Source organism: Kitasatospora sp. NPDC057738 (assembly GCF_042798815.1).
In the GTDB taxonomy this organism is placed as follows: domain Bacteria; phylum Actinomycetota; class Actinomycetes; order Streptomycetales; family Streptomycetaceae; genus Kitasatospora; species Kitasatospora lactacystinica.
The window spans coordinates 5,863-30,699 of sequence record NZ_JBHVJT010000089.1 but is presented as its reverse complement, the minus strand read 5'-3'; the positions used below and the strand labels follow the sequence as shown (position 1 = coordinate 30,699).

Sequence of the window (24,837 nt, the reverse complement as noted above, 5' to 3'; positions counted from 1 at the left end):
AAACCGGCCGGCCGGGACGGGCACCTGAGCACGGTCGCGGCCGGCGCGGGCCTCGGGGCGGTGACCGGCCTGCTGGGAGTCGGCGGCGGCTTCCTCGCGGTGCCCGCGCTGGTGTCGGTGCTCCGGCTGCCGATGCGCAAGGCCGTCGGTACCAGCCTGGTGGTCATCGTCGTCAACTCGGTGGTCTCCCTCGGCACCCGCCTGACGGTCACGGACATCTCCGTCGACCCGGCGGTCTTCGGGCCGTTCGTGGGCGCCGCGGTCCTCGGCGCCTGGGACGGCAAGCGACTGGCGGCCAAGCTCTCCGGCGCGGCCCTGCAGCGGGCCTTCGCCGTCGTCCTGCTCGCGGTGGCGGCCTTCATGCTGATCGGCTCCTTCGCCTGACGGCCTCCGCGTGAGCGCGGCGACCGCCGCCCGGACACCTCGGGTCCGGACGGCGGTCGCCTTCCGCCGGTCGCCACCCGGCGGTGCCCGTCGGTGCCAGGCAGGCACCGATTTTGTGCTGTCCCCCCGAAGGTACGTACATTCACCTCGTGTCCCGCACCACCCACCCGACCCCTGACTCCCAGGAGGGCGCCGTGACCTCCGCGCCCGGTCCCGGCCCCGGCCCCCGGCCCCTCGCCCGGGCCGCGGGCAGTCCGCTCTGGGCGCAGCTGCGCGCCGACCTGCTGCGCCGGCTCGACGAGGGCGAGTTCCACGACGTCTTCCCCGGCGAGCACGACCTCGTCGCCGAGTACCGGGTCAGCCGGCACACGGTCCGCGAGGCCCTGCGCAAGCTCCGTGAGGAGGGCCTCGTCACCGCTCAGCGCGGCAAGGCCTCGCGGTTCACCGCGAGCCGCCCCCTGGAGCAGGACATCGGTGAGGCGTACAGCCTGTTCCGCTCGGTCGAGGAGGTCGGTGCCGTCCAGCGCAGCGTCGTGCGCGCGCTCGACCGGCGCGCCGACGGCGTCATCGCGGCCCGCCTGGGACTGGAGGAGTCCACGCCGCTGGTCTACCTCGAACGTGTCCGCCTGGCGGACGAGGAACCGCTGGCCGTCGACCGGATCTGGCTCCCCGCGGACGTGGCCCACCCGCTGCTGGACGTCGACTTCACCCACACCTCGCTCTACGACGAGCTCGAACGCCACTGCGGCCGCAGCATCCGCGGCGGCTGGGAACGCATCCGCGCGGTGGTCCCCGGCCGGGGGGAGCGCATCCTGCTCGACTGCCCCGCGACCACCGCGCTGCTGGCGATCGACCGGCTCGGCCGCGACACCGACGGGCGTCCGATCGAGTGGCGGCAGACGCTCGTCCGGGCGGACCGCTTCGCGGTCGCCGCCGCGTTCACCGCGCACGACTACCGGCTGGGCGCCTCGGTCCAGACGCCCTGACGGGACCGGGCGGTCGGGCGGCCGGGTGGCCGTGGCGGGTCGGTGGACGGCCCGCGGGAGGCCGACGGCCGGTCCGGCCCGGGAGCTGGTGGATGTTGTTCGGCAACCTCTGCCTGACCGACAGTGGAATGCGGCCTGTTGGGCCCTGAGCAGGCTCCGGCCGAGGGGTGACGACGAGGTCGGCCGACCACCGGCGGTCGGTGGGCCGACAGATCCGAGGAGTGCGCGGCCGTGTCCGTCCGTCCCCCCGCCGACCCGGCATGCGAGGACGGTGTCCGTCGGCCGTGACCCGAGTACGGCCACGCATGCCGCTTCGGTCATGGCCGGTCTGTGGCGTCCGGTGGACTCCCCGGCCACACTTCGAACGCCTGGGAGAATCCCGCCGGGGGTCCGGTGCGGAAACGGGCGCGGATCAGCGCCGCGACCTTGGCCACGGCGTCGGCTCTGCCACCGAGCTCCACCTTCACCGGGCCGGAACCGGCATCTGCGTGGGCAACCGGTCGGGCGGGGGTCTCCGCGATCGGCGCCGACGTGTCCACCTGCCAGCGGGTGTGGACCACCTGATCGGCGAGGGAGACATAGTCCCCCGCGGAGCCAGGACCAGGGACGGCGATAAGCCCGAACGACTGCCCCACCGTGTCGGCGACGACGTTCGCCACCGCTGGCGCACCGGAGATCGACATGTGCACCATGACGCTCGGTTCCCGTGAGGCACTGGCACCGGTCATCGCTCTCCTCGGAGGTCGGATCTCCTCCAAGGGTCTGCCGGTTCCGGGCCTCCCGCATCTCTTCGAGTAGGGAGCCCCGCCCCGGTGGGTGGCGTCCGGCGGGTCGACGCCGACCTCATCGCCTGCGGGTGCGACAACCACGCCGCTTCGCCCGCGGTTGGACTTCCTGGCCGCGGGATGTTCTGCGGTGTAACGTTTTGATCAAGCAGTCGTGGTTCCGAAGTTCTCGCCCGCGGTTACCCGCCGTGGGCGTTCTCATTGCTCAATGCCTCTCCGGACCAAGGCGATCATCTCCGGGCCCGCACCCGTGGGACCCGATCAGTCCCCACGAAGGAGAAGAGCATGGCCACCGGCACCGTGAAGTGGTTCAACGCCGAGAAGGGCTTCGGCTTCATCGAGCAGGACGGCGGCGGCCCCGACGTGTTCGCCCACTACTCGAACATCGACGCTCAGGGCTTCCGTGAACTCCAGGAGGGTCAGAAGGTGACCTTCGACGTCGTGCAGGGCCCGAAGGGCCCGCAGGCGGAGCGCATCCGCCTCGCCTGACCCCTTGCACACGAGCGGGCGCCCCGCACGGAATCCGTGTGCGGGGCGCCCCCGTCTCCGCCGACAGCGAACCCGCACCCTTCCCGGCGCGTCACCGTCGATGACGGCAGACGGGGCCACCCGTTCGGCCTCGTCGGCGCCGAGGTGACGACCTCCTCGAACTGGTCCACGGCGAGGACCGGGCCCGTGCCGCGCACGGCGTCGAACACAGTGGCCGGGTCGGCGGTGGGCGCCGGCAGGACCCGGCGCCCAAGGTGTCGGCCATGATCGCCTCCACCGGCCGGGCGGCGCCGGCGGCGGCCAGGGTCGTCGGTTCGGCACTGAGATCCCAACGGTATCCGTGCGGATTTCCGATGAATCGTCAAAGTCGGTGACGGCAAGGGGAGCCGGACGTCCCGGGTGCGGTTTTCGGACCGGCCGGCGGTCTCACAGCCGGTCGTAGACGGCGGACAGCCGCTGCAGCACCTCGGCGGCCCGGTCGAGGGCGTCGTCGTCGTAGTCGTCCAGATCGGTGTGCAGGGCCTCGGCCAGTGCGTTCTGGCGCTGGTCGTGCCGGTCCCGGCCGGTGTCGGTGAGGGCGACCAGGACGGAGCGCTTGTCCTCGGGCTGGCGGGTGCGGGTGACGTAGCCGGCCGTGACCAGGCCGTTGACCAGCTGGGTGGTGGCGGCGCCGGTGGTCTCGGTGGCGGCGGCGAGCCCGCTGATGGTGAGGGGCCCCTGTTCGGCCAGGGTGCGCAGGGCCCGGGCGTGGGTGAGGGAGAGCGCGCCCGGGGTGCGGGTGGCGCGTCCGCGCAGCCGGGCGTCGGCGGCGCTGAGCCGGTAGGCGGCGCGGGCCAGGCGGTCGAGTGCCCGGGCGCGGTCGTCGGTGGGTGGCGTCTCGGCCATGGTCGGTCCTCCTCGGCGGGTTGACAGCAGCCTAGCCTCAGTACTTAATGGCTAAGTACTTATTCATTAAGTGCTTAGCCAAATGCTGAGCGGATCCCCAGGAGGATACCCATGACCATCCGTTCCACCGGCCAGACCTGGGCCCTGGACACCGCCCTCGCCCAGGGCGGCTTCGACGCGCTGCACCCCGAGGCCGTCGGGACCATGGAGCAGCTGGGCCACGACCACACCGACTTCGCCAAGGTCTTCGCGCTGGTCAGGAGCGGCGCGATGCTGCCCAAGGCGTGGGCGACGGTGGCCGGCCAGGCCGAGGAGCGCGCCGCCCACCACGAGCGCGGCGGGTTCGCGCAGACCGCCGCCGACCTCTACCTGCGGGCGGCGGTGATGTGGGGCCGGGCGCAGTACTCGATCTTCGACGCGGCCGACCCGCGCAAGACGGCCATGCGCCGGCGCGCCGATCACTGCGTGGAGCGCCTGGGCGCGCTGCGCGACGGCCGGGTGCGGCGGGTGGAACTGGACTTCGAGGGCTCGCGGATCTTCGCCCTGCTGCACCTTCCGGCCGGACCGGTCGAGAACGCGCCGGCCGTCATCCTCGGCCCTGGGATGGACATGATCAAGGAGGACTACATCTGGGCGGCCGAGCGCTACTACACCTCGCGCGGCATGGTCGCGCTGTCCATCGAGGGGCCGGGCCAGGGCGAGAGCCGCGCCGGCGGGCTGACCGTCGACCTCGGCAACTACGAGCGGGCGATCGGCCGTTACCTCGACCACCTGGCCGCGCTCCCGGAGGTCGACGCCGAGCGGATCGGCATGTTCGGCATCTCGATGAGCGGCTACTGGGGATCCCGGGCCGCCGCCACCGACCGTCGGCTGGCCGCGCTCGCCGCCTTCGAGGCCGTCACCGGGGACTTCGCGACGATCTTCGAGCGCGCTCAGCCGACCTTCAAGAACAACTACATGTTCATGGCCGGGTACACCGACGAGGAGGCCTTCGACCGCGACCTGGCCCGGCGGATGCCGCTGGGCGACCTGGTGGCCGACATCACCTGCCCGGTGCTGTACGGGATCGGCGAGTTCGACGAGCTCACCGACCTCGGCCAGGCGCTGGAGAGCTTCGAGCGGGTCCGGGCGCCGAAGGAACTGCGGGTCTACGAGGACGAGTTCCACCCGCTCGGGGGAGTGGCGGCCGAGGCCTTCCGGTTCGGGGCGGAGTGGCTGCAGCGGGCCCTCGCCGGCGAGTTCGCCGACCCCGGACGGGACGTGCGCCACTACGTCCACCGCGACGGCCGCACCACCGACGGCAGCGCCGACCCCACCTGGTGGCTCGGTGGCGCCCCGACCGCGCTCACCGGCATCCGGCACGCCCGGGCGAGCCGGGGCTGAGCCCCGCGGACGCCGCCGCCACGGGGCACCGCCAGGGGGTGCCGACGCTCAGCCGCCGGCACCCCCGGCACCCCCGGCACCCCCGGTACCCTCGGCACCCTCGGGCGCCCCGCGGTGCGCCCGAGGACGTCCGCACACCGCAGCACACATCCCCGCACAGCCGGGCCCCTCGCGCCGAACCGGCCCGACTCGTCGGATCTGTCGTGTCGCGCCTACACGAAAGTCATGGCGGCGCCGACGGTCGCGTTCAGGCCGGCCGCGACCCACGGATCGGGGGACGGGCCGCGGACGGGGCCGAAGTGGACGACCCGGGGGCCGTTGGTGCCGCAGGCCGGGTAGCCGTCGACGTCCGAGACGGCCACCGAGCTGCCGGGGTTGGAGAAGCCGGTGGCGCTGATCGCCTCGGTGCTCTGCCACAGGCCCGCGGAGGACAGGTGGGCGAGGGTGATGGAGCCGTCGGCGGCGACGTAGCCGACGGCGGTGCCGGCCGCGTTCCTGGCCGCCGAGACGACGGCGCCGTCCGGGACGCTGCCCGTCGGAGCGGTGGTGTTCGCCTGGAGCGAGCCGATGCGCCCGGCCCCCGCGCCGACCGTCGCCAGGTTGAGCCGTCCGTCACGGCCGGCGAAGAACACCGACACGGTGCCGGAGGTGGTGCCGGGGGCCACCGCGATGCCGCCGCCCGGTCGGGCGCTGCCCGCCGGGGCGATGGTGTAGCTGGTCAGCCCGCCGGTGGCCTGCGACGTCCAGCCGACGGTCACCCCGCCGCTGTCGCCGACCGTGAAGATCCCGGCGCGGCCGGTGACGGCGAGGGAGGCCGCCTCCGAGGACGGAAGGGCGGGGGCGGGGAGCTGGCGCCAGTCCACGGTCATCGGGAGGCACGCGTCGGTGAACTGCGGGACCGCCGGTGCCGCCGCCGTGGCGCCCGTCCAGGCACCGGTGAAAAGGGTCAGCCGGGTGCCCGCCCACGTGGCGGTGATCCGCCCGCCGGGCTCGGCCGTGGCCGGACCGCTGATCGAGAACGGCGCCGAGCCCGGGTTGTCCGCGCAGTACTCGTACAGCGAGCCGTCCGTCGCGGTGAAGTAGACCGCGGGCCGATGGCCGGGGGTCCGCACCGCCGCCACCCGCGCGCCCGGCGGGGCGAGCGCGGCCGGCCCGCGCCGCGCGGCCGTGCTCCAGCTGCCGGCGGTGTCCGAGTACTGGTAGCTCCACAGGCCCCCGTCGTCCCCGATGTAGTACGCCTCCGCCTCGCCGCCCGCCGCCGCGGCGGACGGCACCGGGCCGGCCAGCAGCGCGGCCGCGGCCAGGACCAGCAGGCTGAGCAGTGCCCGTAGCCGGTGCGCCGGCGGTCTGTGCGCGTCGCCGTTCGTCATGGCTCGTTCCTCTCCAAGTAGGCTGTGAGGCAGGCAGTTTGACAGGGCGTCGGCCCTGCTTCCAGGGGGCGGGAGAGGAGAGGTGGAAGCCTCCAGCCGTCGATCCGGCACCGGCCCGGCCCGACAGCCGTCGACAGGCATCCGCCCGGGGCGGCACCGGCCCGGCCCGGTCGGGGCACGAGGAGCAGGACGGCCCGTCCCGGTGGACCCGGGAGGCGCCTGCCCGCTCCCCGGCGGGGTCGGACGACCGCAGGCGGCAGCTGGGCCCCGCGCCGCCCGTGCGGCCCTGGGCCCCGGCGGCTGTGGAGGCACGGCCGAGGGCCCGGTACTAGGCTGAAGGCCGAGGCGGCGTCCGGCCGAGGATGGTGCCACTGCCTCGGAACTCCTCTCAGCCGTCGGACGACGGGAGACCCGTATGAACGACCGCGCCGAAAGCTGATCCGGGCCGATGCGCGCAGCGGACGGCCATGACGCCGCGGGTACGGACCCGGGCGGACCCGGGCAGGAGCGGCCGCCCCGGGGCGGTCTGCGCTCGCGGCTGCGGGTGCGCAGCGTCGCCGGCCAGGTGTTCGTGTGTCTGCTGGTCGTGGTGGCGCTGCTGGTCGGAGCCGCGCTGACGACGCTCGTCCTGCAGGCCCGGAGCTACGCCACGGGCGTGGCCGCGGGCCGTACCCGTGCCGCGGCCGTCGCCCTGGCGCAGGCTCCCGGTGTGGTGAGCGCGATGGACGGGCCCGATCCGACCGCGGTGCTGCAGCCGCTGGCCGACAAGATCGTGATGCAGGGCGGCTTCGACTACGTCGTGTTCGCCAACCCGGAGGGGATCCGCTACACGGCCCAGACCCCCGACCTGGTCGGGAAGCACGTGATCGGCCCGTTCGCGCGCTCCCTCATGGGGCCGACCACCGACAGCTTCCAGACGCCCGTCGGGCGGGTGGTGGAGTCCGGAGCGCCGGTCACCCGGCCGGACGGCTCGGTCGCCGGAGCGGTCGGGGTCGGAATCACCGTCGCGCACGTGGGCACGGCGGTGACCCGGCAGCTGCCGCTGCTGTTCGGCGGCGCGGCGGTCGCGCTCGCGGTCGGCATGGGCGGGGCGCTGCTGGTGCGGCGGCGGCTGCGGCGCCAGACGCACGGCCTGGGCCCGGCCGAGATGACGCGGATGTACGAGCACCACGACGCGGTGCTGCACGCGGTCCGCGAGGGCGTGCTGATCGTCGGCGGGGACGGGCGGGTCCTGCTGGCGAACGACGAGGCCCGGCGACTGCTGGAGCTGCCGCCCCGGGTGGAAGGGCGGTCGGTCGACGAACTCGGGCTCGACCCAGGACTGGCCGGGCTGCTGGCCTCCGGGCGCACCGCGACCGACGAGGTGCACCGGGCCGGGGACCGGCTGCTCGCCGTCAACAACCGCCCCACCGCACCGTTCGGCGGCGGGTCCGGCAGCGTCGCGACCGTCCGGGACACCACCGACCTGCGGGCACTGGCCGGGCAGGCCGAGGCGGCCCGGGCCCGGCTGCAACTGCTCTACGACGCGGGGCTGCGCGTGGGCACCACCCTGGACGTGACACGGACCGCGCAGGAGCTGGCCGACGTGGTCGTTCCGCGGTTCGCGGACTTCACGACGGTCGACCTCGCCGAGCCCGTGCTGCGCGGCGAGGAGCTGTACCCGGACCTCGGCATCGAGCACGGCCCGCGACTCCACCGCGCGGCCACCGGCGGCCGCGGCGAGGACTGGCCGTTCATGCCCGTGGGCACGGAGCTCAGCCCGCTCCCCGGTGCCCCGCACGAGACCGTCCTGAAGACCGGGCCCGCCGCGCTGGCCGACGACCTGCGCCATGAGCGGGCCCGGGGGGCGGGCGCCCCGGAGGCCGCCGACCCGGTGCTCCGGTACGGGACGCACTCGCTGATCACCTCGCCGCTGCGGGCGCGCGGCCTGACCCTGGGCACGGTCAACTTCTGGCGGGCCGGTGAATCCGCGCCGTTCGACGACGAGGACCTCTCCGTCGTCGAGGAACTGGTGGCCCGCACGGCGATCTGCGTGGACAACGCCCGCCGCTACACCCGTGAGCACAGGATGGCCGAGACGCTGCAGCGCAGCCTGCTGCCCCGGGGGCTGCCCGAGCAGAGCGCCATGGAGGTGGCCTACCGCTACCTGCCCGCGCTGCGCGGGGTCGGCGGGGACTGGTTCGACGTCATCCCGCTGCCCGGCTTCCGGGTGGCCCTGGTCGTCGGCGACGTCGTCGGCCACGGCCTGCACGCCGCCGCCACCATGGGCCGGCTGCGCACCGCCGTGCTCAACTTCTCCGCCCTCGACCTGCCCCCGGACGAACTGATCGCCCGCCTCGACGAGCTGGTCACCCGACTCGACCAGGACGAGGAGGCCGGGACGGCGGAGGAGGGCAAGAACGCGCCCGTCACCGGGGCGACCTGCCTGTACGCGATCTACGATCCGGTCTCCGGCCAGTGCAGCATGGCGCGGGCGGGACACCCCCCGCCCGCGCTGGTCCACCCCGACGGCAGTGTCGAGTTCGCCGACCTGCCGGCCGGCCCGCCGCTCGGCGTGGGCGGACTGCCCTTCGAGACCACCGAGCTGCGGCTGGAACCCGGAACCGCGCTCGTCCTCTACACCGACGGGCTGGTGGAGAACCGCGACCGGGACCTCGGCACCGGGCTCGACGAGCTGCGCCGGTCGCTGACCGGCGCCCAGGACCACCGGTCCCCGGAGGACACCTGCCGGGCCGTGTTCGACGCGCTGGTCCCACCGCGGCGCAGCGACGACATCGCCCTCCTCGTCGCGCGCACCCGGCTGCTCGATCCCGACCGCGTGGCCGTCTGGGACGTGCCGTTCGACTTCGCCGCCGTGTCCCGCGTCCGCAACGAGTGCGTCGAGCGGCTGACGGCCTGGGGACTGGAGGAGCTGACCTTCACGGCCGAGCTGATCCTCAGCGAGCTGATCACCAACGCCATCCGCTACGGCGCCGAGCCGATCCGGGTGCGGCTGCTGAAGGACAGCAGCCTGGTCTGCGAGGTCTCCGACGGCAGCAGCACCGCCCCCCACCTGCGCTACGCCGCCACCACGGACGAGGGCGGCCGGGGCCTGTTCCTGGTGGCGCAGCTGGCCGAGCGGTGGGGCACCAGGTACACGGCCCGGGGCAAGGTCATCTGGTCCGAGCAGCCCCTGACCGCGCCCGAGTACCGGTTCGAGGCGCTGTTGGCGTGACACCGGGAGTGGTGCGCGTCGGACGGCTGCGGTGCCGTCCGTGCACGCGGGACGGTTCGGGTGCCGGTCCGCTCAGGGGGCCGTGGTCAGCCCTGCCGAGGCGCCGCCGCGGCTCAGCACGACCGTCCGGATGTGCTCCAGGGCCCGGGCGTAGTCGCCGCGGCCGGGGGTGCGGTGGAGGGCCTCGGTCAGGTCGAGGACCCGGTAGGGCGGGCCGAGGTCCGTCAGCTGCGGGACGAACTCGGCCTTGGTGACGGCCCACCGCTGCCCGGGCCGGGTCGGTGGCGAGAAGGTGAACCGGGCGATCGAGCTCCAGTTCCCGCGCGGGTCCTCCGCGCCGGTGTGGTTGAACATGTGTCCGGCGAGCTGGTCGCCCAGGCCGTAGACCGTCCAGGTGTCGCCGATCTTCTCGTACGCCTGCGGGATGTGGGCGTGGGTGCCGAGGATCAGATCGATGTCGGGCCGGCCTGGGCTCTGCTCGGCGGCCAGGTCGCGGGCGAGTGCGAGCTGCTGGTCGTTCGGGGCGTCCTGCCACTCGGTGCCCCAGTGGAGGCTGACCACCACGATGTCCGCCCCCTGCTCCCGGACGGTCCTGGCGTCGGTGAGGATCCGCTCCCGGTCGATGAGGTTGACCGCCCAGGGCTGCCCCTGCGGCAGCGTGATGCCGTTGGTGCCGTAGGTGTAGGCGAGCTGTGCCACCGTGGCGCCGCCTGCCGTGAGCAGCGCGGGGCTGCCCGCCTCGTCGGCGCCGCGGGCGGAGCCCGTGTGCTTGAGGCCGACGGCGTCCATGGCGTCGAGCGTGCGCCGGATGCCGGCGGGTCCGTCGTCGAGCGTGTGGTTGGAGGCGGTGTCGCAGGAGCTGTATCCGGCGTCCTTGAGCGCCCGGGCGATTTGCGGGGGCGACTTGAACGACGGGTAGCCGGTGAAGGGCCCACCGTCGGGGCCGTACACCGTCTCCATGTGGCAGATGGCCAGATCGGCGGCACTGATGACCGGCTTGACGCCGGCGAGCATCGGGGTGAAGTCGTAGCCGTTGCCCCCGGCGTCCTCCGCGGCCTGCCGGATGATCTCGGTGTGCGGCAGGACGTCCCCGGTCGCGACCAGGGTGAACGCCCGTGGCCCCGACGGGGTCGGCGTGGCCGCGGAGCCGGGATCGCGCAGCGGCGACGGCGCGGTCTGCCGGGCCTGCGGTGCCCCGCACCCCGTGAGGGCGAGCAGCAGGGCGGTGGCGGCGGTGAGAAACTCTCGGCGCGGAAATCGCATCGTCGGACCGTCCGGTCATCGGCGGGTATGACGGTCCGACTATGCGAGCAACCGACCGGCCGATGCGGAACCCGCGCCCTGAGATCACCCGACGGGACCCAACGAGGCGGTACCCCGGAGGACCGGCCCCCGCGGCGGAGCGGTGTGCGGGCGGCCACCCGGGGCAGTGGCTCAGTCGGTGCGGGCCAGGCCCTCGGCGAGGGGGCCGAACAGCAGGCCCCAGTTACCGGGGAGGGCGGCGATCGCGGCGGTGAGATGACCGCGGACGACCGTCCACTCGTCGGGACGGTGGAGCGGACCGTGGGCGATGACGGTCTCCAGGCAGTGGTCGACGGTGTCGGCGAAGTCGTCGTCCTGCGGTCCGGCGTGGCCCAGGCGCCCGCAGGCCCGGTCGACGTCGGCGGGCAGGCCGGTCTCCACGTCGAGGTCGGTGGCGGCGTCGAGGAGGTAGAGCAGATGGCCGCCCGGCTCGGGGAGCCCGGTGCGCAGGCCGTCGGTGGTGAACGTCCGGTCGGCGTTGTCGCCGACCAGGTCGGAGCCGTCGACGGCGTCGGCGACCAGCACCGCCCAGTAGGCCGGATCGTGCGGGCCGTCGGTCTGGCGCAGGTGGGCGGCGGCGAACGCGGCCATGGCGTCCGGGTCCTCGATGAGGGGCGAGACGACCAGGTCGCTGCGGTGGTCGAAGCCGAAGAAGTGGCGGCGCCCGTCGAGCGTGAGCGACTCGACGGCGGCGACGTGGCCGACCCGTCCGGGCAACGGCTCGTAGCGGGTGGCGGATTCGGTGTTCATGGGGAGGACCGTAGCGGGGGGTGCCGACATCGGCGGGCGTGAACGGGCGGGTGTGAACGAGCGGGAGCCGACGGGCCGGTGTGCGGGCGGCGCAGGGCCCGCACACCCGCCCGTCGGACGGTCAGAGGACGACGGCCTTCAGGTAGCTGGTCTCGCCGCGCGAGCCGGCCAGGTAGAGGGTGTGCCCGTCGGGGCCGAGCGCGGTGGCGCCCACGCCGTCGAGGCCGAAGCCGGTGAGGTCGGCGTCGGGGAGGGCGGTGTTGGTGGCGGTGTCGTAGACCAGGACGGTGGCGGAGGGCTTCCAGCCGTCCTTGAGGACGAACAGGCGGCTGCCGTCGGGGGAGACCGACACCAGGTGGGTGTCGGCGGAGGTGGCCGGGCCGCCGAGGGTGAAGGCGGTGCGGGAGGTGTCGGTGAAGGGGTTGAGCTCGTAGCCGGAGCCCTGGGCGGAGCGGCTGCCGAGGGCGTAGAGGCGGGTGTCCTCGCGGGAGGCGGTGACCTCGGTCGCGGCGGCGAGCGGCTGGACGGTGCCGATGACGGTCGGGACGGGAGTGGTCAGGTCGAGGTGGACGACGCCCGCGCCGGTGGCGACGTAGGCGGCGGCGCCGCCGTTGTGGAGGGCGATCCCGTCGACGTCCGGGTCGCCGAGCGTGACGGCGCCGGTGAAGGAGCGGGTGACGATGTCGAAGACCAGCACCCGGCCGGGGCCGGAGGAGCCCTGCTGGGTGACGAACACCCGGGACCCGTCGGCGCTGACGGCGATCGCGCGCGGGCCGTCGACGGGCGTGCGGGAGAGCACGGTGTTGGTGGCGAGGTCGACGGTCAGCAGGTGGTCGGCGGCGAGGACGTAGATCCGGTTGCCGTCGGGGCTGAGGGCGGGCCGGCCGACGGGGCCGTCCTGGCCGAGCGGGGTCTGGGCCAGGACCGTGCCGGTGCGGGTGTCGACGGTGCGCAGGAAGCCGGGGTGGTCGGCGCCGACGTGGTCCTCGGCGGCGACGTAGGCGCGGTTGCCGTCGGCACTGACGGCGATCCCGAACGCCCGCCACCCCACGGCGGTGTCGGCTGTGCCGGCGGTGGCGGCGCCGGCCGGCACAGCACACAGGAGTGCGGTGGACGCCGCGAGGGCGATGGTCCAACGAGCCTTGACCGTAAGCGAGTTCACAGATCTCTCCCCGGACGGTGGCCGCGCGTTGTGCGAGGCGTGGACACGCTACGAGGAGGGGCGGGGTGGGTGGAGAAGGTGTGAAGGAGTTGACCGGATCGGCATTGGTCTAGTCCAAAATTCGCGGGCGCCCGGTTGTTGCCGTTGAGGGTCGGCAGCGGGCGCATGCCGGAGCCATTGCCGATCACCGCTGGCTGCGGGGCCGCGCCGAGCGGGTCGGAGCTCTCCCCGAGCGGGACGTCAGGTGCTCCGTTCCCGCTCTGCGAGGGTCGCGTCCATTCAACTGGCCTTCGATGCCCGGTTGTTGCTGTTCACGGACGCTTCCGGGCCGCCGCGGCGGGAAGACTGGGAGGAGAGTACGGCGCGGGGGAGGCGCAGTGGGACGGACGGCGTGGGCGACGGGGCGGGCGGCGGCGGTGCTGGCGCTGGGGGCCGCGGCCTGTACGGGCCAGGGCGGCGGCGACTGGGGCGACGGCGGACTGCCCGCGCCGACCGTCGTCGTGCGGCCGGCGCCGGCCGGGCACGGGGTGGTGCTGTCGCCGGCCGCCCCGGCGTCGGCGCAGTGGATCGTCGACAGTCTGGCCCTGCCGGGTGCGAGTCCGGAGGCCTGTCCGGTGCCCGCCCTGACGGACATGGTGGTCCTGGACAACGGAATCGGACGCAGCCACGCGGCCGCGGTGTGGCTCGGGGGCGGCGAGGTGGAGTGTCTCGCCACGATCAGGAACGGAGACGGCGTCACCAAGGTCGTCGTCGGCACCTCGCTCGACTCCCTGGCGGACCAGCCGGTCCCGATCTGGCTCGGCGGCTGGGCGATCTTCACCGTCTTCCCCGGCGATGCGAGGAAGGTCGTGATCAAGGGCGACGACGACCACGTCTTCGGGCCGCTGCACCAGCGGTTCGTGGACTTCGGCGGCGGCCGGGAGCTCACGATCGTCGAATACGCCTACCTCCCCGAGGGCCCGGAGCCCGAGCAATCGACTCCCTCCGCCCGGGCGCAGGTGTGCCCGTCGGGCACCGGCCCGGCCGGCACCGGCTCCTGCCGCCCGGCCCGCTGGCTCGGACGGCCGCCCGACTCGGTCTGACCGCGTGGCCGGGGCCGTGGCGTGACCACCTGCCGGTGCTCACGCCACGGGGCGCCGTGCCCCCGACTCCGCGAGCATCAGGGCTTGATGGCGACGGCCGCGTAGAAGGAGACCTGGGCGTCGGTGACGGTCGCGGGCAGAGCGTCCGTGGACACGTCGGTGTCGTCGCCGTGCCAGCGGTGGGCGGGGACGATGCCCGGGTCGAGGAGGTCCAGGCCGGAGAAGAAGGTGGCGAACTCGTCCTTGTGGCGCAGCCGCAGGGAGGTGCCGGCCTGGTTGTAGATCTCCTGCACCTTGGAGGCGCCGGAGGGGTCGAGTTCGGCCGTGGCGTGGGAGAGGACGAGCGCGGAGCCGGACGGCAGGGGGTCCAGGAGGTGCTTGACGATGGCGTGGGCGTCGCCGAGGTCCGGGACGAAGTGGAGCAGGGCCACCATCGACAGGACCACGGGCCGGGTGAGGTCGAGGGTCGCCGCGACTTGCGGAGTGGCCAGGATGGCGGCCGGGTCGTGGACGTCGCCGTGCACGTAGGCGGTGCGGCCCTGGGGGGTGCTGGTCATCAGGGCGCGGGAGTGGGCCAGGACGACGGGGTCGTTGTCGGCGTAGACCACGCGGGCCGCCGGTTCCACGGCCTGGGCGACCTCGTGGAGGTTCGGCGAGGTGGGGATGCCGGTGCCGATGTCCAGCCACTGGCGCAGACCGCGCCGGGCCAGCGCCCGGGTGGCGCGGTGCATGAAGGCGCGGTTGGCGTGGACCGCGGTGCGCATGGTGGGGAAGACGGTCAGGACGCGTTCGGCCGCCTCGCGGTCGACCGCGAAGTTGTCCTTGCCGCCGAGGAAGTAGTCGTACATCCGGGCGCTGTGCGGAACGTCCTGGCGTATGTGAAGGGCGGCCGATTCATCGGATCCGAACTCGGCGGCCGTCGCCACGGTCTCGTCGGTGCTCATTCCCTGCCCCTTCATTGGTGATCATGCCAGGCCCGCCGCAGTCTAGCCAACTCGCCTGCGGTGCGCGGGAAGTCCGCCGCATCCCCCGGCCGCAGGACTGCGACGACGACCCGCCGCCGGAGTGGCGGGCGGAACCGGCGCGGTCGAGCCGCCGGAGCACCCGTCTCCCCCCGAAATCGCTTACTGTTACAAGGTGGTGACGTTTCGTCCACAACCCGAGTGCGGCGCGGGGCGTCTCCATGGATGACAGGGCCCGAGTCGCACCGATCGTGCCTTCGGGCCGGATCCACCTTGGAAAGGACGCACCGTGATCGTCTCCAAGCGGAACTCCCTGCGCCTGGCCGCCGTGACCACCCTGGCCGCGGCCTCCCTCACCGTGGTGGGCACCGCCATGGCGGCCGCCCCCGTCTCCCAGCCCGCCCCCGTCTCCCAGCCCGTGCCCGCCACCCAGCCCGCGGCCGTCGCCGCGCAGGCCGGCATCACCGCCAAGCCGTCGGTCTCCACCGTCCAGGCGTGGCAGCTGTTCCGCGTCACCGGCACGACCACCGGCCTCAAGGCGGGAAGCACGGTGACCCTGCAGCAGAAGCAGCACGGCGCGTGGGTCACCCTGCCCGCCTCCGTCACCACGACCGGCACCGGCTCCTACTCCCTCGGCGTGAAGCTCGGCATCAAGGGCCTGAACGAGCTGCGCATCATCAGCGGAAGCACCGCCTCGCCCGTGTTCACCGTCACCGTGCGCTGACCCACGGCGCACGGCCCACGGCCCACTCGGCATGCCGCACCGTACCCGGCCCTGACGCCGGGTACGGTGCGGCGCACGGGCCGGCAGCGGGTTCTCGTGCGGCCCCGGCGGCGAGGAAAGCCGACCGGGTGTGATGTCGGTGATGTGCGGTGGAGCGGCCGGAATCCCCGCCGGCGGAAAACCGGATGACTCGCGGCGTCGTGCTCTGGCAGCCTCGGCGGACGAAGCACCCGAAGGACCGCCGACCTGCACAGGAGTCACCGATGTCCGAGCCGCCCGCGCACCTGGCCGCCCTGTTCCGGGACGGCCGGTTGACGGCGATCCCGCGCAAGGCGGGCCCCCGTGCCGCGCTGCTCGACCACCTCGCCACCCTCTTCGAGCCGGCGCGGGAGTACGGCGAGGCTGAGGTCAACGAGGCTCTGCGCACCGTGCACGACGACTGCTCGGCGCTGCGCCGCTACCTGGTGGAGAGCGGCCGGCTCACCCGGACCCGCGACGGTCGCAGCTACCGGCGCGCGGCCGCCGGCGTGTGAGCGGAGCAGTGGCGTGGCAGGGGCGGCGTCGGCAGGGGTGGCGTCGGCCCGGGCGAGCCGCTGAGGGCCGAACCGGGCGGTGCCGGGCCGCCCGGCGGCCGCGACGCGGACCGCCGCGTTGAGATGCTCCGGCGGAGTGACTATCTTCGTCGGGTGAGTGAGCGCGTGATGCAAGAGCCGACCGTGATGGTGATGACAGCCCTCGCGGACGCACCGCGGCACGGGTACGCCATCGCGCAGGAGGTCAAGGCGATGACCGGCGGCCGTGTCGCGCTGCGTACGGGCGCCCTGTACGGGGCCCTGGACCGTCTGCTGGCCGACGGCATGATCGAGGTCGAACGCGAGGAGATCGTCGACGGCCGGGCCCGGCGGATCTTCACCCTGTCCCCGGCGGGGCGGGAGCGGCTGGCGGCGGAGGCCGAGCGGCTGGCCGAGACGGCGAGGGAGGCCAATCGCCGGCTGTCCGCCGCGCGGCCGTCGCCGTCCGCCACGTGATCGACCATGTGGTGCGGCTGTATCCCGCCGCCTACCGGCAGGCCCACGGCGAGGAGATCGCCGCGACCTTCCGGGAGATGACGGCGGGGGAGCCGTTGGGCTCGCGGCTGCGCGACGGCGCGGGTCTGGCGGCGCACGCGCTGCGGATGCGGCTGGGAGCGGGCCCGGCGGCCCGGGCCGCGCGGGTCCTGGGCCTGGCCTACCCCTTCGCCCTGGCCGCCGCTGCCGCCGGGTGCGGCCTGCATCTGCTGCGCTGGTACGCGAGCCTCGTCGCCTCCCCGGCCCCGTGGGGGCTGCAGCTCGGAGTGGACCTGTCGGGGGCGTGGGGCGTGCTGCTCGTGTCGTCCCTGTTCGTTTTCGTGGGGGCGGCGTCGGCCTTGGCCGGACGGTGGCGGGCGGGGCTGCCGTGCACGGTGGCCGGGCTGCTGTCCTTCGCGGTGGCCGCGGTGGTCAGCGGGCCGGCCTTCGGCGACCCGGTGGCCACCCCGGCCGCGGCGGTCCTGGCGGCGGCCGTGGTGCTCGCCTGCCCGCCGGACCGGCGGGTGGAACGCGGTGGTGCGGGGCGCGCTGATCGCACCGGACCGGCGGGCACGGCCGGTGCCGTGGTCGCGCTGGTGGTCGTGCCGCGGGCGCTCGTCGATTCCCACGCGGTGCCGTGGGTCAGCACCGACTACGGGTGCTGGCCGCTGCTCGTCCTCGCCGCGGCCGGGGTCGTGCTGACCTGGCGCGGCGGGTCGCGGGGCGGGCGCGAGTCGGCGGCCATCGCCCTGGCGTCCCCGCCGCTGCTGGCGCATGCCTGCGTCACCGCGTGGGGTGACGTCACCGCCGTCGCGTGCCTGATGGCCGTGGTGTCGGCGGCCGCGGTGGCCGTGCTGCTCGTCGGTCGCCTGCGGCGGAACCGGGTGCGTTCCTCGGCCTGAGCTGCGCCTGTCGGCCTGAGTGCCCGTCGGTCCCGGCGGCCTGGCGCTGTCGAACATCGATGCCGGAATCGGATGGGCCGGCTGCGCCCCTGATAGTCCGTTTGACGTAGCATTCCGTTCGACGGACTATTGGGTCCGTGCGAGAGGATGCCCATGCCGTTCACCCTGTCCCACCCCGCGGCGGTACTGCCCTTGATGCGGCGGCCCTTCAGTCGCACGGCGCTGGTCGCCGGAGCCGTCGCACCGGACCTGCCCTACTTCCTGGCCACCACGGGACTGCCCGTCAGCGCGCAGTCCTGGTACGAGCCCTTCGCCAACGCCACCACCACGCACGGCGTTTCGGGTGTCGTCGCCGTCACCCTGCCGTACGCGCTCCTGCTGTGGGCGCTGCTCCGGGCCGCCCGGCGCCCGCTGGTGTCCCTGCTGCCCTCGTCCGCGCCGTGGCCGCCGTCGGGGGTTGCCTGTTCGCCGGTCCGGCGGGCCGGGTGGATCGTCCTGTCCGCACTGGTCGGTATCGCCAGTCACCTGGTCTGGGACGCCTTCACCCACGTGGACGGCTTCGTGGTCACCCGCACACCCTGGCTGGCATCCACGGTGGTGGGCGGCCTGACCTGGGCGCGGGCCCTGCAGCACGCGAGCACCATCGGCGGTCTGGCCGCGATCGCGCTGTTCGCGTGGCGCAGGCGGGAGCACCTCCTCCCCGGCTCCGGTCGCCCCGGGCCGGCCTGCGGTCCGCGCCGCCAAATCCTGCTCCCGATGGCCCTGTTCACGGCCGTCGGGGCTGTTGTTCACGCCTGGCGGTGGCGCGCCGGCCCGGAGGCGGAGACGGCCGGGCTGTCGGCGGCCGGCCTGCTCGAAGGCGTGCTGTCCGACGCGGCGAAGGGTGCGGGCGCCGGCCTGATCGCCGCCCTGGCCCTCTACGTCCTCGCGTGGTGGATCCGCCACGCGGTCACGGAGGCCCGGTCCCGGCTGGGCGGCGTCGGCTCCGCGCGTTGATCACACGTCTACCGCCGCTTCGTAGAGTCCCGTCGCCCTGTGTGTCGTCAACGACAGGAAAGAAGCAGAGAGAAGAAATGCAAGACACGTCACTGCGATCGGGACATCCCCCGCGTGGGATTCCCCGTCATCGACCGGCCGCCTGGCGCAGAGTCGCCGCGCTGCTCACGCTCACTCTGATCGCGGGCCTCGTCCAGGCCGTTCTGTTACCGGCTCCGCCCGCTCGTGCCGCCACCGTCAAGGACCTCAAGGTCGGGACGTGGAACATGAACATGGGGGCGTTCGACCTGTGGCTCACCTGGATACCGAAGCTCCTGAACTCCCGGGACCTCAACGTCCTGGCCCTTCAGGAGCACAATGACAATTTCGACTTCATGAATGAGGGCGGCCACGGGTTCAGCAGACTGGGCGAAGACAGATACCCGGATGGGATGGGAGGGATCGTTACGGCGCAGGGGTACGTGTGGCACTGGCCGGGTCTTCCGCGGAGCATGTACTACGTCTACGCCCTCAGAGCATCCAACAACAACCGGGCCCGGGTCATCATCACGGACAGCCCCGCCGACATGGAAGTGGTGCCGGCTGCCAAGCCCGACCAGGGGTTCGGAACCACCCCTCGGCAGAGTGAGGCGAACTGGCGCAATGCGAAGTCGAAGCGGCCGGCGCTGGGCGTCAAGCTCGAGGGCAACGACACCTGGATCTACGACGTCCACAGCGCCGCGAACAGTGGCAAACAGAACGACACCGGCCCGCTCATCAGGGCGATCTCCCAGAGGCACCCGGACGGGAACTGGGCGGTTGTCGGCGACTTCAACCGGGAGCCGGACGGACTGGCCGCGGACCTTGCCGAGCTGCAGTTGCCCCAGGCGCAGTGGCAAATGGTCACGGCGGGTCAGCTCAAGACGTACTCGTCCAAGGACACGAGCTCGGACAGGTTCCAGACCAAGCTCTACGACTACATGGTCCGCGGCGTCCCGGCGGGAGGAGACGGACCGGCCCCCTACAGTGCCTACCGTCAGACGAACGTCGTCGACATCCTCAAGGCGGACGGCTCGAGGGACCCGGCTTCGGACCACTACCCCGTCGTCTTCCGCAGCGGAGGGCCCGGCGGCGAGGATCTCGACTGCCTGGTGATGCCGGGGCAGTCCCTGGCCCTCGCCGCGGTCGAGGCGTCGTCCGGCTGTGGTCAGGCGCCGCAGAAGGCCATCGTCTCGATGGGCGACAGTTACATCTCCGGTGAGGGCGGCCGTTGGGCGGGCAACGCGCTCACCAAGCAGGAGGGGGACGTCTGGGGGACGGACCGGCGCTCCAGGTGCGCGGACGGCTCGCAGGACTGCGTGTACGGCGCGACGTCCTACGACAACAAGGGCAACCGGTGCGACCGTTCCGACGTCGCCCCGATCAAGGGGGCGGAGTTCGAGGGCATTCCCGTCGGGCGGCGGTTCAACATCGCCTGTTCGGGCGCGACGACGAAGGACATCCTCACGGAGTCGCGCAACAACGAGAAGCCCCAGATCCAGCAGCTGGCCGACCTCGCCCGCACGTACGACATCCGGATGGTCGTCGTGTCCATCGGCGGCAACGACCTCGACTTCAGCGGGATCGTCTCGGACTGTGCGAAGGCCTACTACCGCTGGGTGGAGATCTGCTCCGCACCCAACAAGGCGGCGAGGGTCGCCCGCTCGGTCGACGCCGTGCAGGCGGAGATCGTCAAGACGCTCGCCGCGATCCGGAGCACCATGACCGCGGCCGGCCAGTCGGGCTACCAGTTGGTGCTCCAGTCCTATCCGAACCCGATTCCCGCCGCGGACAACTTCCGCTACCCGTTCGACGGTACCTCCGACCCGCGCTTCCGCCAGGGCGGCTGCCCGTTCACCGACCCCGACGCCGACTGGGCCCACAGCACGCTGGTCCCGAAGATCAGCGACATGCTGCGCCGGGCCGCCGGGACCGCCGGCGCGAAGTTCCTGGACGTCCAGGACGCCTTCGCGGGGCACGAGTTGTGCGCGAAGGGAGCCGAGCAGGCGACGGAGGCGAACAGCAACGCGAGTCCGTTGCCCGCGTCGAAGGCCGAGTGGGTCCGCTGGGTCCCGTACATCCCGAATCTCGGGTGGCTGACGCCCAACGCGCAGGGTGACATCCAGGAGGCCATCCACCCGAACGCCTTCGGGCAGCAGGCCCTGTCGCAGTGCCTGACCGGGTTCGGGAAGGAGGCGCCGGCCTCCGACCGGTACCTCTTCACCTGCAGGGGTTCGGGCGACGGCATGAAGGTCGCACCGGACGGTTCCGCGGTGCGTGAGGGCATCGTCCGGCTGCGCAACGCCGAGACGGGCGAGGTGCTGGACGCCCAGGGGAACGGCACGGACGACTACCTCGTCACCCGTCCCGACAAGGCGGAGGCCAGCCAGCGGTGGCTGCTCCACAACGTGGGCGAGAAGGTGACGCTGCAGGCGCAGCACAACGGACGCTACCTGAATCTGTGGCACCACCTCCTCAGCGGCCGGAACTGGGCCGCGCTGGGCGACAAGGAGACCGGCTGGTTCCACTCGGCGAGGGAGGACGGGCGGGTCGCGCTGTCCCTGGACGATGTCGACATGACCTCCGGCTGCCTCACCCAGGACCCGGCGAGGCGCACCCAGGGCGAGAACTGGGTCGGCATCGACTCCTGCGGCCAAGGCGTCAAGAAGGAGCAGTACTGGTACATCGAGTACCCCGACGACGTGGTCATCACCCCCCGCCAACCCGACACCGGCACGGATCCTCGCGAGGGCCAGCAGGTGGAGCTGCGCTCGGCCACCGGCATGTCCGTCCACCTGAGCGGCGGCAGCACCGAGGCCGGGACGAGCGTCCAGGCCGCGGAACCCGACGGCAGCGGTGCCCAGCGCTGGGTGATGCGCTCGCTCGGCGGCGGCAACTGGCGGATCGCGGCCTCGGCGAAGCCGGACATGGTCGTGGACCACAATCCCGGGCCGCACACCACCCATCTCGTGCAGGCGGAGGAGGGCAACGCCAACCAGGTCTGGCAGCCGAAGGGCGCCGGCGGCGGCTGGTACACCCTGGTCAGCAGTGCCGACGGCGGCTGCCTGACGGCCGGCGGCGCGGGCGAGGCGCTCGCGGTGACGGCCTGTGACGCGAAGAACCAGGCCCAGCGGTGGAAGTTCCGGGAGACCGGGACGGGCACGCAGGTGGGTACGATCCGCGGGCTGGAGGGCAAGTGCGTCGAGCCGCGCGGCGGCAGCCGGGACGACCGGACCCCGGTCGCGCTCGCGGACTGCGCCGGCTCCGACGCCCAGGCCTGGACGGTCTCGGCCGACGGCTCGCTGCAGTCGCTGGCCAAGTGCCTGGACGTGGACGGCCAGCGCGCCGACAACGGGACGGCCGTCCAGCTGTACGAGTGCAACGGTTCCCCCGCCCAGAAGTGGATCTACACCGCGCGACAGGAGCTGCGGAACCCGAACTCGGGCAAGTGTCTGGACGTTCCCGACTCGGACACCACCCGGCCGTTGCAGATCTACGACTGCAACCGCCGCGACTCCCAGAGGTGGCAGCTGTCCGCCCGCCCGGTGGGCCAGCCGGACGGCGGTGACGCGGGCGACCCGTTCGACGCCGCCCCGGACGACCGCGGCACCAAGCCGGCCGCCTCGGGGGACTGCCGTCCCGAGGGCATGGCCGTCACCCCGGGCGTGGCCGCCCGGTACTGCGACGTGTACGACGGCGCGGGCCGCGAGTGGGTCGGCAACAACCGCACCCGGCGCGTGGTGGGCTACTTCACCGGCTGGCGCGCGGGCGCGAGCGGCGACCCGAAGTACCTGGCGTCGAACATCCCCTGGTCGAAGGTCACGCACGTCAACTACGCGTTCGCCGAGGTGCGGGACAACCGGATCAGCATCGGCGACCCGAACGACCCGGCCAACCCGGCGACCGGCATGACCTGGCCGGGCGAGAAGAACGCCATGGACGCCTCGCTGCCGTACAAGGGGCACTTCAACCTGCTGAACACGTACAAGAAGAAGCACCCGGCGGTGAAGACGCTGATCTCGGTCGGCGGCTGGGCGGGCACCCGGAACTTCTACGCGATGACCACCAACGCCGACGGGTCGGTGAACCAGGCCGGCATCGACGCGTTCGCGGACTCCGTCACCGACTTCCTGGACCGGTACGGGTTCAACGGCGTCGACATCGACTACGAGTACCCGACCGCGCTGCCCAACACCGGCAACCCGCTGGACTGGGACGTCTCCAACCCCCGCCGCAAGGGGCTCCAGCAGGGCTACAACGCCCTGATGAAGTCGCTGCGGGAACGGCTGGACCGGGCCGGCACGGACAAGGGCCGCTACTACCTGCTGACGTCCGCGGGCTCCTCCTCCGGCTACCTGGTGCGCGGGCTGGACGCCGGGCAGGCACTGCAGTACCAGGACTACGTCGACGTCATGACCTACGACCTGCACGGCTCCTGGAACAGGTTCGTCGGCCCGCAGGCCCCGCTGTACGACGACGGGCGCGACAACGAGTTGGCGGACGCCGGCATCTACAACGACCAGGCGCCCGACACCAAGGACTTCCGGAAGGAGGGCTACTTCAACGTCGACTGGGCCTACCACTACTACCGCGGCGCGCTGCCGGCCGGCCGGATCAACCTCGGCATCCCGTACTACTCCCGCGGCTGGCGCGACGTCCAGGGCGGCACGGACGGGCTGTGGGGAACGGCCGCGATGCCGGACCAGGCCCAGTGCCCGCTGGGCACCGGCGGGCGCGGCCCGGCCAACGCGCAGTCCTGCGGGACGGGCGCGGTCGGGATCGACAACGTCTGGCACGACCTGGAGAACGAGCGGGAGGTCGGCGCCGGGTCGAACCCGCTGTGGCACACCAAGAACCTCCAGGACGGCCGGACCCCCGGCTACCTGCGGTCCTACGGCGTCGACACCAACCTGCCGAGCGGACAGCTGACCGGCACGTACGCGGAGAAGTACTCGGACGCCCTCCAGTCGCCCTGGCTGTGGAACGACGCCAAGAAGGTGTTCCTCTCCACCGAGAACGAGAAGTCGCTCGACGCCAAGGCCCGCTACATCGTCGACAAGGGCATCGGCGGCGCGATGATCTGGGAACTCGCCGGCGACTACGCCCAACGCCCGGGCGGGGAATGGGGCATGGGCTACGACCTGACCACCCGCCTGGACAACGCCTTCAAGGGCGCCGGAGCCACCGGCAACACCAAGGCCGGCGGGCGGCCGCAGCCGGCCGAGGTGATCGACGTCAAGGCCGAACTGGTGGACTTCCCCACCGGGGAGAAGGACTTCTACCCCGTCCAGCCGAAGCTGCGGATCACCAACAACTCCGGCGTCACGCTCGCCCAGGGCACCGAGATCGCCCTCGACCTGCCCACCTCGATGCCGCCGGTCGTCAAGGACAACGACTACAAGGAGATGAAGGGCCTCGTCCCCGGCCACACCGGCCCCAACACGGGCGGACTCAAGGGGGACTTCCACCGGCTCACCCTCACCCTCGGCTACTGCGAGGACCTGGCGCCGGGCAAGTCCCGGGACATCGACCTGAAGTACTACCTGCCGATCACCGGGCCGTCCAACGTGACGTTCAGGATCGGCGGCCGGGAGTACGGCTCGACCGGCGACCAGCGCCGCGACGTCCGGACCGTCGCACCGCCCGCCCCCGCCGCGGGCAGCTCCTGCCAGGCACCGGACTGGAAGCAGGGCCAGGTCTACCGGCCCGACGGCGGACGGCTGTGGCGGATGTACGACAAGGGGGACAAGGGCTGGATGTTCGAGTACGGCGACAGCCCCGCCGGCAAGCCCATGATGATCGACAACAACCCCGACCAGTCCCGGGCCCACCTCGTGGAACTGATGGAACAGAACGCCAACCAGTACTGGCGGATCCAGCCGGCGGGCGGCGGCCTCTACACGATCGCCGGTGGCGGCCGGTGCCTGACCGCCACCGCCTCCCGGCAGGACCTCGCCTCCGTGGGGTGCGACGGGCGGGCCGAACAGAAGTGGCGGCTCGTCCCGATCGCCGACAACGGCAGTGAGGGAGCACCCGGCGGGCCGAAGCACAACGGCCTGTTCAAGCTCCGCTCGGCCGCGGGCAACGACATCGAGCTCGCCGGCGGCGCCACCGCCCGGGAGACCCATCTGCTCACCGGCGACCCGGCCGCCTCGACGGCCGCGTTCGTGAAGTACCAGGGCTCCTACTGGTACGCCCAGTGGTACACCACGGTCGCCCCCGGCACGGCTGAGGCGAACGGCGGCCGGCCGTGGAAGAAGCTCAGCCCGGCGCCGTAGCACCGGGGAGACCACCGGCCCCGGGGCGGAGGGGGAACGCAGTTTCCCCCTACCCCGCCTAAGCCTTGCTTTTTCCCCCACCCGAAAAACCAGAACACTATGAATCAGGGTCCCCGTAG

General features: G+C 73.0%; 19 protein-coding genes. 12 read left to right on the top strand and 7 right to left on the bottom strand.

The genetic code is table 11. The annotated features are described in order from the left end of the window. Positions 1-384: TSUP family transporter (locus ACFVGO_RS34420; RefSeq protein ID WP_380636053.1), on the top strand; the 384-nt coding region annotated here is incomplete at its 5' end. A gap of 149 nt (positions 385-533) precedes the next feature. Then, entirely contained in the window at positions 534-1,370 is an 837-nt protein-coding gene (locus tag ACFVGO_RS34415) for a GntR family transcriptional regulator (protein ID WP_359909736.1), read from the top strand. Between the two features lie 317 nt (positions 1,371-1,687). On the opposite strand, the gene ACFVGO_RS34410 is transcribed toward ACFVGO_RS34415, so the two are convergent. Further along, positions 1,688-2,098: a hypothetical protein gene (locus tag ACFVGO_RS34410; protein WP_359909733.1), complete on the bottom strand. Its 411-nt coding sequence runs from the start codon at positions 2,096-2,098 to the stop codon at positions 1,688-1,690. 342 nt (positions 2,099-2,440) lie between these two features. Between ACFVGO_RS34410 and ACFVGO_RS34405 the strand changes: the two genes are divergently transcribed. After that, positions 2,441-2,644 carry a cold-shock protein gene (locus ACFVGO_RS34405; RefSeq protein ID WP_359909730.1) on the top strand — a complete coding sequence of 68 codons (204 nt, stop codon included), beginning with the start codon at positions 2,441-2,443 and terminating at the stop codon, positions 2,642-2,644. A 426-nt stretch (positions 2,645-3,070) separates the two neighbouring features. Here the strand turns inward: ACFVGO_RS34405 and ACFVGO_RS34400 are convergent, their stop codons facing one another. After that, positions 3,071-3,529, bottom strand: a complete 459-nt coding sequence (locus tag ACFVGO_RS34400; RefSeq protein WP_359909727.1) for a MarR family transcriptional regulator — start codon at positions 3,527-3,529, stop codon at positions 3,071-3,073. Positions 3,530-3,640: 111 nt separating this feature from the next. Between ACFVGO_RS34400 and ACFVGO_RS34395 the strand changes: the two genes are divergently transcribed. Then, positions 3,641-4,912: an alpha/beta hydrolase gene (locus tag ACFVGO_RS34395; RefSeq protein ID WP_380636049.1), complete on the top strand. Its 1,272-nt coding sequence runs from the start codon at positions 3,641-3,643 to the stop codon at positions 4,910-4,912. Positions 4,913-5,124: 212 nt separating this feature from the next. Here the strand turns inward: ACFVGO_RS34395 and ACFVGO_RS34390 are convergent, their stop codons facing one another. Beyond that, entirely contained in the window at positions 5,125-6,282 is a 1,158-nt protein-coding gene (locus ACFVGO_RS34390; RefSeq protein WP_380636047.1) for a hypothetical protein, read from the bottom strand. A 448-nt stretch (positions 6,283-6,730) separates the two neighbouring features. Between ACFVGO_RS34390 and ACFVGO_RS34385 the strand changes: the two genes are divergently transcribed. Next, positions 6,731-9,496: a SpoIIE family protein phosphatase gene (locus ACFVGO_RS34385; RefSeq protein ID WP_359909719.1), complete on the top strand. Its 2,766-nt coding sequence runs from the start codon at positions 6,731-6,733 to the stop codon at positions 9,494-9,496. Positions 9,497-9,568: 72 nt separating this feature from the next. Here ACFVGO_RS34385 and ACFVGO_RS34380 read toward each other — a convergent pair whose 3' ends face one another. The 3 genes from ACFVGO_RS34380 to ACFVGO_RS34370 all read right to left on the bottom strand — a co-directional run bounded on the left by ACFVGO_RS34380 (position 9,569) and on the right by ACFVGO_RS34370 (position 12,710). Further along, entirely contained in the window at positions 9,569-10,759 is a 1,191-nt protein-coding gene (locus ACFVGO_RS34380) for a CapA family protein (protein WP_380636045.1), read from the bottom strand. Between the two features lie 171 nt (positions 10,760-10,930). Then, positions 10,931-11,548, bottom strand: coding sequence for a hypothetical protein (locus ACFVGO_RS34375; protein WP_380636043.1), 618 nt, complete (start codon positions 11,546-11,548; stop codon positions 10,931-10,933). 121 nt (positions 11,549-11,669) lie between these two features. Then, a complete protein-coding gene (locus ACFVGO_RS34370) occupies positions 11,670-12,710 on the bottom strand; it encodes a hypothetical protein (protein ID WP_380636041.1) in 1,041 nt (346 codons plus the stop codon). Between the two features lie 377 nt (positions 12,711-13,087). Between ACFVGO_RS34370 and ACFVGO_RS34365 the strand changes: the two genes are divergently transcribed. Beyond that, positions 13,088-13,792, top strand: coding sequence for a hypothetical protein (locus tag ACFVGO_RS34365; RefSeq protein ID WP_380355299.1), 705 nt, complete (start codon positions 13,088-13,090; stop codon positions 13,790-13,792). 77 nt (positions 13,793-13,869) lie between these two features. Here ACFVGO_RS34365 and ACFVGO_RS34360 read toward each other — a convergent pair whose 3' ends face one another. Then, positions 13,870-14,736 (bottom strand): SAM-dependent methyltransferase, encoded by an 867-nt coding sequence (locus ACFVGO_RS34360; protein ID WP_359909705.1) that lies wholly within the window; start codon positions 14,734-14,736, stop codon positions 13,870-13,872. Between the two features lie 307 nt (positions 14,737-15,043). On the opposite strand from ACFVGO_RS34360, the gene ACFVGO_RS34355 reads away from it, so the two are divergent. From ACFVGO_RS34355 to ACFVGO_RS34330, 6 genes are all read left to right on the top strand, one after another. Further along, positions 15,044-15,478, top strand: a complete 435-nt coding sequence (locus tag ACFVGO_RS34355) for a hypothetical protein (RefSeq protein ID WP_380636038.1) — start codon at positions 15,044-15,046, stop codon at positions 15,476-15,478. Positions 15,479-15,741: 263 nt separating this feature from the next. Then, positions 15,742-16,011: a DUF2087 domain-containing protein gene (locus ACFVGO_RS34350; RefSeq protein WP_359909699.1), complete on the top strand. Its 270-nt coding sequence runs from the start codon at positions 15,742-15,744 to the stop codon at positions 16,009-16,011. 153 nt (positions 16,012-16,164) lie between these two features. Continuing rightward, positions 16,165-16,506, top strand: a complete 342-nt coding sequence (locus ACFVGO_RS34345; RefSeq protein WP_359909696.1) for a PadR family transcriptional regulator — start codon at positions 16,165-16,167, stop codon at positions 16,504-16,506. Continuing rightward, positions 16,503-17,426, top strand: coding sequence for a hypothetical protein (locus ACFVGO_RS34340; RefSeq protein ID WP_359909694.1), 924 nt, complete (start codon positions 16,503-16,505; stop codon positions 17,424-17,426). The genes ACFVGO_RS34345 and ACFVGO_RS34340 overlap by 4 nt, the downstream gene beginning before the upstream one ends. Positions 17,427-17,579: 153 nt before the next feature. Further along, entirely contained in the window at positions 17,580-18,422 is an 843-nt protein-coding gene (locus ACFVGO_RS34335) for a DUF4184 family protein (RefSeq protein ID WP_380636035.1), read from the top strand. A 431-nt stretch (positions 18,423-18,853) separates the two neighbouring features. Continuing rightward, positions 18,854-24,718 (top strand): glycosyl hydrolase family 18 protein, encoded by a 5,865-nt coding sequence (locus tag ACFVGO_RS34330; RefSeq protein WP_380636033.1) that lies wholly within the window; start codon positions 18,854-18,856, stop codon positions 24,716-24,718. The last annotated feature ends 119 nt before the right edge of the window (positions 24,719-24,837 follow it).

What these genes read in the sequence shown, in the direction of transcription:
- ACFVGO_RS34410 (WP_359909733.1), bottom strand. Translation starts at nt 2,098, where the DNA reads ATGACCGGTGCCAGTGCCTCACGGGAACCGAGCGTCATGGTGCACATG.
- ACFVGO_RS34405 (WP_359909730.1), top strand. Translation starts at nt 2,441, where the DNA reads ATGGCCACCGGCACCGTGAAGTGGTTCAACGCCGAGAAGGGCTTCGGC.
- ACFVGO_RS34400 (WP_359909727.1), bottom strand. Translation starts at nt 3,529, where the DNA reads ATGGCCGAGACGCCACCCACCGACGACCGCGCCCGGGCACTCGACCGC.
- ACFVGO_RS34395 (WP_380636049.1), top strand. Translation starts at nt 3,641, where the DNA reads ATGACCATCCGTTCCACCGGCCAGACCTGGGCCCTGGACACCGCCCTC.
- ACFVGO_RS34390 (WP_380636047.1), bottom strand. Translation starts at nt 6,282, where the DNA reads ATGACGAACGGCGACGCGCACAGACCGCCGGCGCACCGGCTACGGGCA.
- ACFVGO_RS34385 (WP_359909719.1), top strand. Translation starts at nt 6,731, where the DNA reads ATGCGCGCAGCGGACGGCCATGACGCCGCGGGTACGGACCCGGGCGGA.
- ACFVGO_RS34380 (WP_380636045.1), bottom strand. Translation starts at nt 10,759, where the DNA reads ATGCGATTTCCGCGCCGAGAGTTTCTCACCGCCGCCACCGCCCTGCTG.
- ACFVGO_RS34375 (WP_380636043.1), bottom strand. Translation starts at nt 11,548, where the DNA reads ATGAACACCGAATCCGCCACCCGCTACGAGCCGTTGCCCGGACGGGTC.
- ACFVGO_RS34360 (WP_359909705.1), bottom strand. Translation starts at nt 14,736, where the DNA reads ATGAGCACCGACGAGACCGTGGCGACGGCCGCCGAGTTCGGATCCGAT.
- ACFVGO_RS34350 (WP_359909699.1), top strand. Translation starts at nt 15,742, where the DNA reads ATGTCCGAGCCGCCCGCGCACCTGGCCGCCCTGTTCCGGGACGGCCGG.
- ACFVGO_RS34335 (WP_380636035.1), top strand. Translation starts at nt 17,580, where the DNA reads ATGCCGTTCACCCTGTCCCACCCCGCGGCGGTACTGCCCTTGATGCGG.
- ACFVGO_RS34330 (WP_380636033.1), top strand. Translation starts at nt 18,854, where the DNA reads ATGGGAGGGATCGTTACGGCGCAGGGGTACGTGTGGCACTGGCCGGGT.